Genomic DNA, 4,228 nt, shown 5'->3' on the forward strand with positions numbered 1-4,228 from the left:
ACAGATTCTGTCGCTTAATTGACCCATTTTCTTAAAAAAAACTGCCGGAATAAAGTGACATTTACTGGCTGGATTATTTTGCTTTTCTACAAGTAGAGGCTTTACTTTGCTATACTTAATGGTATAGATAAGCCTTGGAGCATGGAGCCATCAATCATTCAGCATATGTCTTAAGATCATTTAATCGAACAGGTTATGTTAGATCAAACTGAAAGATACAAAAATGGAGGAGATAGTATGAGCGTGTTCACATTCAACGGTAAAGCAGATACACCCTTTTTGCAGTGGCTGACAAACGGGATGAAAGCGTATTTTAACAGCAGAGGGTACACGTACACTGAGACTCCGGATGCATCGATCGATCTGGTCTTCAATCTAACCGATATGAACGATCCACGCCCCTTTCGAAGGCATTCACAGGGAACTTTTGTCGTTTCCATTGTAGTGTCAAAAGACAAGCCAGAAGACATACACAAAGAAGCGTATCCGTACTTAGTACGAACGTTATCCAATCACTTTATGTATGTTGTCGATTCAGATGAAGAAACAGAGATATATTTTCTGACTCCGGAACAGGGGCTTTACCATGTCAATCTTACACAAGAGGAGTCGGAGAAGAAGTTTTTCGATAAAATCGTTGACCGGATCGAACCGGTAGCTTCGTCACAGCTTGTAATCAATAATGATTTCTACAAGGATCTCCCGGAAGAGTTGTGGGACGGCGATGAAGTGACTAGGTCACTGCGAGAAGCCGGGAAGAAACTCGATGGTCTTAATCTCCTCCCTGCACCGTTTCCACTTGAAGAGGTTCTGACCGAGAGAGACATCCGTTTCCTGAAGAAACTGTACGGCATCGGAGGACTGAGTTACGGAAATCTAAGTGCACGTAAAGACGGCAGTCATTTCTGGATGAGCGCGAGTGGCATTGACAAGTCGGATATGAAGGAAGTCGGCCGAGACTTTCTATATATTACCGGATACGATGAAGACAATCAGGCCATGAAAGTGAGCGTGCCTCCTTCAGTCAAACCGAGACGAGCCTCAGTTGATGCGATCGAGCACTGGAAAATCTACACAGCTCACCCTGAGGTAGGCGCCATTGTACATGTTCATGCCTGGATGGACGGAGTAGAATCCACTCAGTTTAATTACCCTTGCGGGACGATTGAACTGGCTGAGAATGTGGCCAATCTGGTCAACCAGGCGGATGATCCCTCGCAGACAGTGATTGGTCTGAAAAATCATGGCCTGACGATTACTGGTAAAAGCCTGGAAGACATTTTTGATCGGATTGAAGGGAAAATTATTCCTCAAGTTCCGATGCACTGATTATCCGATCAAATCCCATTAAAAATGAATAGTGAGTATAATACCCCCCCACGGTTGTCTGTCGGACACCCTTGGGGGTATTTGTGATATAAGGATTTCTTGTCTACACTGACCTCAGTCAAACGGAACAGTCGCTTGCAGGAGTATGACTTTTCTTATTCTATAAATGGGGGTATACTTTGGTCAAATGAATGATGTTGTTTAACTGTATGACTTGCTTTTTTCAGGAAGGGAGACAGAATAATGGAAACTGCAGATGTTCTGCTAGTTATCGATATGCAAAATGGGGTCTGTCACTATGAGGATCAGACGATCAGCCGGTTTGATCAGCTGACTTCCGGAATAAATGAGCGAATCACAGCTTACGAGACCGCTTCAAAACCTGTCATTTTCGTCCAGCATGATGATGATTATCTGGTCAAAGGGAGCGACAAGTGGAAGGTGATTCCTGAACTGGATACGACGCATGCGTATCGGTATATAGAAAAGACACATCCCAATGCATTCTACCAGACCGATCTTAAGTCTGTACTGGATCAGCTGGACGCCAAGTCCATCGAAGTGTGTGGGGCAGAAACGCACTACTGTATCGATTCGACTGTGAAATTTGCCCATGGTTCAGGCTATGCTGACTTCTACGAACAGATCTGGACCGACCGTTTCCTTACATTTATCTAAACGTCTGTTGGGAAAAGATGTATCGAAAACACGTCAGTTTTATAAAGAGTGTCCTTTGAAAGTCTGAAGGGACCTCTTTATTTTTAATGCATATTAAGTCAATTGACTTTATATCCAAAGCCGAGTAAGCTAGTTGAAGACTCATTTTTCAGTCGGAGGATAATTATGCAGAATAATTTTAAACTGTTTTTTAAATACGTCAGTTTGAACATGCTCGGTATGCTGGGCATCTCTTTTTATATACTGGCAGATACCTTGTTCATCGCTCAGGCATTGGGGCCAACAGGAATCGCGGCACTGAACTTGAGTATTCCAGCGTTTGGAATCATTCACGGATTTGGACTGATGCTGGGCTTAGGGGGAGCGACAAGGTACAAGATTCTTTTATCGCAGAATAAACTGGCCGAGTCCAACCGAGTCTACTCGCAGACATTCCTGTTTGCAGTGGGCATGGGAATCCTATTTATGATGATCGGCCTGTTCGGGGCTTCCTCGATGGCACGTGCTCTAGGGGCGGATGCCGAAACATTTGAAATGACAGCCGTCTATCTAAGGACAATCCTGACATTCGCCCCGTTTTTTGTACTCAATAATATGCTGCTGGCCTTTGTCAGAAATGACGGGGATCCCTCTCTAGCTATGTATGGGATGGTCATCGGAAGTGTCCTTAATGTCGTACTCGATTATATCTTCATATTTCCGATGCAGCTTGGTATGTTTGGGGCATCACTGGCAACAAGCATATCGCCTATTGTCAGTCTGATCATCCTGTCCATTCACTTCTTCAAGCCGGCCAATCAACTGAAGTTCACTTTCCAGAAAATTGAAGGGTGGATTATTAAAGATGTGACCTACTTGGGTGCAGCGGCCTTTATTAATGAACTGTCTGCTTCTGTCGTCATGTTCTCCTTCAATACAATTATTTTCAACCTGGAAGGGAATAATGGTCTGGCGGCATATGGCATTATTGCCAATATTTCATTCGTAGTCCTGTCCTTATTCGCCGGCATCGCTCAAGGGGCCCAGCCGCTGTTAAGTGAGAGCTACGGTCAGAAAGACCTGAAAGGGATGAAGCATATTCTCGTTTTATCCTTTCTGACGGCGCTGGTCTTGAGTTTAAGCGTGTACGTAGGAACAGCGGCCTTTACTGAAGAAATCATATCAGTCTTCAATAGTGAAAACAGTGCACATATTGCTCGAATGGCGACAAGTGGTCTGCTGATTTATTTTATCGGCTTTGTGTTCGCAGGAATGAATACAATTCTGACCAGTTACTTTGGTGCTACAGATCAGCCAAATAGAGCCCTGCTATTCTCGCTATTAAGAGGTGGGCTTCTGATCATTCCATTAGCCATCGTGTTGAGTTATTTCTTCGGCATGAACGGCGTCTGGTCATCCTATGTCCTGACCGAAGCCCTGATTGTTATGATCATCGCTTTCATGATCAATCCGAAGAAGCGGTTGAAGAGGGAAAAGTGAAATTTAAGTTCATCTGCTAGAATGAGCCGTCCCCCGGAAGTTAGATTTCAGGTCTAACTTCCGAGGGTTTTTTTGCGAATAGTTTTCGTATCGTTAGATCTCGTCTTTACTTACGGTCATCCTTTGTTCATTGTTTTTTATCATGACATCCTCTTCTGTAAATTTTTATATAAAGACCGTAGCATGCAGTAAAGGGTATATTACTAGCTAATTAGTCCCTAGTTACTTACAATGAAAACAGCCTAAAATTGTCAACAGGTAACTCCCAATAATCTATGAAAAATTATGTTTCTCAAATTTCTCGTTGCTCGTATGATGATTTCTGTCGATGAAGGTAATATAATCCAATCATTGTCTGGATTAAACAGCTTTATAACAGATCCAGTAAAGCAACGAGAAGTATAAGAAGGCATGTTTAAAAAACTTCGTTTTTTTGAAGTTTTTCGAGATATGTAAAATCACTTCTACAGTATTAGTCCGTGTACTGTAGAACACTGTTCCCGAAAGATAATAAACGGATCCACTTGTCGGGCATTGTTTTTGCATCATCATGAACGAATGGAATCCTCACAGGAACTTCGCCATCTAATGACTGATGTGGACGTAGAAAGTTGAAGCAGGCAGTAAAGCAAGCGACATGAGCACGTGCACCATTTTGAGATTTAAATCCATGGGTGCCACGGTAATTGCCTTTGTAAGTCCGGTTCAATCGTTCGATGATTTGTTTAAGGGGCCTATATTG

At 43.0% G+C, this 4,228-nt stretch carries 4 protein-coding genes; 3 read left to right on the forward strand and 1 reads right to left on the reverse strand.

The features are described from left to right. Positions 1-237 precede the first annotated feature (237 nt). From BLR76_RS11260 to BLR76_RS11270, 3 genes are all read left to right on the forward strand, one after another. Entirely contained in the window at positions 238-1,329 is a 1,092-nt protein-coding gene (locus tag BLR76_RS11260) for a class II aldolase/adducin family protein (protein ID WP_091268980.1), read from the forward strand. Between the two features lie 240 nt (positions 1,330-1,569). Next, complete coding sequence (locus tag BLR76_RS11265; protein ID WP_091268982.1) at positions 1,570-2,007, forward strand: isochorismatase family protein; 438 nt, start codon at positions 1,570-1,572, stop codon at positions 2,005-2,007. Between the two features lie 165 nt (positions 2,008-2,172). Continuing rightward, on the forward strand, positions 2,173-3,486 hold the full coding sequence (locus BLR76_RS11270; protein WP_091268983.1) for an MATE family efflux transporter: 1,314 nt from the start codon (positions 2,173-2,175) through the stop codon (positions 3,484-3,486). A 472-nt stretch (positions 3,487-3,958) separates the two neighbouring features. On the opposite strand, the gene BLR76_RS11275 is transcribed toward BLR76_RS11270, so the two are convergent. Further along, on the reverse strand, positions 3,959-4,228 hold a 270-nt coding region (locus tag BLR76_RS11275; protein ID WP_143009259.1), incomplete at its 5' end, for an integrase core domain-containing protein.

The sequence above is a fragment of the Alkalibacterium thalassium genome (genome assembly GCF_900101165.1).
Lineage (GTDB): Bacteria > Bacillota > Bacilli > Lactobacillales > Carnobacteriaceae_A > Alkalibacterium > Alkalibacterium indicireducens.

What these genes read in the sequence shown, in the direction of transcription:
- BLR76_RS11260 (WP_091268980.1), top strand. Translation starts at nt 238, where the DNA reads ATGAGCGTGTTCACATTCAACGGTAAAGCAGATACACCCTTTTTGCAG.
- BLR76_RS11270 (WP_091268983.1), top strand. Translation starts at nt 2,173, where the DNA reads ATGCAGAATAATTTTAAACTGTTTTTTAAATACGTCAGTTTGAACATG.